The 1383-nt window shown below is 50.5% G+C and carries 1 protein-coding gene and 1 pseudogene; both read left to right on the forward strand.

The annotated features are described in order from the left end of the window. Positions 1 to 476, forward strand: a pseudogene (locus tag FTU71_RS14475) (IS66 family transposase); the annotation flags it as partial. Positions 477 to 1051: 575 nt separating this feature from the next. After that, positions 1052 to 1383, forward strand: a 332-nt coding sequence (locus FTU71_RS14480) for a reverse transcriptase N-terminal domain-containing protein (protein WP_180112129.1), incomplete at its 3' end; no start/stop codon positions are given.

The raw sequence follows: 1383 nt of genomic DNA on the forward strand, positions 1-1383 counted from the left end.
CGGTGATCTATGACTTTCAGGATAGTCGTTCAGGCCAGCATGCTGCAGAGTTCTTGAAAGGCTGGCAGGGTTATCTAGTCTGTGATGATTACAGTGGTTATAAAGCACGCTTTAAATCAGGCCAGGTCATTGAGGTGGGCTGCATGGCCCATGCACGTCGTAAATTCCATGAACTGCATGTAACTGGGAAAAGTCAGGTCGCTGAACAGGCATTAGTGCTGATTCAGAAACTGTATGCCATAGAAGCAGAACTCAGGAAAAAGACGGATGGTACAGCGGAAGACCGCCGCGAATACCGACAACAGCATAGCCAACCGGTGATGCAACAACTATATGAATGGCTCAACCAACATCATCTGACGGTGCCATCGAGTTCTCCCACCGCCAAGGTCATCAATTACACTCTGAAGCGTTGGCCAGCTTTAATTCGCTATTTGGATGATGGCAATCTACCGATTTGCAATAATTGGGTAGAGGTGCGACACGAAGTCGCTTAATGAAGTTGTTCCCCCTGCGGGAACCACCCGTGTCACCGGGTGAATCTAGAAGGCTGAATAAAGAGCGCCTTCGACAATGTAACGAGGCACCGTAAGGTGCGGGGTATCAATCGTGAGAGGCGTACTCTTCTGGCAGCCATAGCCGGACAAGGGCTAGATAATCGGTATGGTGAACACATGTGAATCTGCGCAACGATCGTTAAATTGAACGAGCGGAAATGGCTAATACGCTCGAACCAAAACGGTAATGGAGGTGGGAATCGCGTCTTTCTACTACGCATTCGTGACCCATACGCCTCCCGGTCGATAGCAGGCACCTAAGCCGATGTACTTCAGTAAGCGGAACGTGGAAATCCCGTATTACCCCCATTGGGAAAGCAGTTTGCAAAAACTGCCCATGGTGATGCGGGCGAAGGAACGAGGAAAAAGCGAATGCCAGTCTGTAATGGGTTGGATAGAGGTTGAAACATTACCTCACGCGAAAGCGGGCTGACGTCCTTATGGTCTCTCATCACAAGAGAGTGTGTAGAACCCTTTTAATGGAGGGAGAGCAAATGAACGCAGCAGTATCAGCGTGTGCGCCTTCCAGCACATCGTGGGACAGCATCGATTGGATTGCTGTACAGCGTCATGTCAGAGGGCTGCAAGCGCGTATTGTGAAGGCGGTACAAGACGGCAGGTATAACAAGGCGAAAGCTCTGCAATGGCTGCTGACTCACTCGTTTAGTGGCAAAGCATTGGCCGTCAAACGAGTGTCTCAAAACAAAGGCAAAAACACGGCTGGGGTCGACAAGGTGACTTGGAATACACCCAAGGCCAAGACCGGTGCGATGATGTCGTTGAAGAGGCGAGGTTACACGCCCCTTCCGCTTCGGAGAGTCCTTAT

This window comes from Acinetobacter sp. YH12136 (assembly GCF_013418545.1).
Taxonomy (GTDB): domain Bacteria; phylum Pseudomonadota; class Gammaproteobacteria; order Pseudomonadales; family Moraxellaceae; genus Acinetobacter; species Acinetobacter towneri.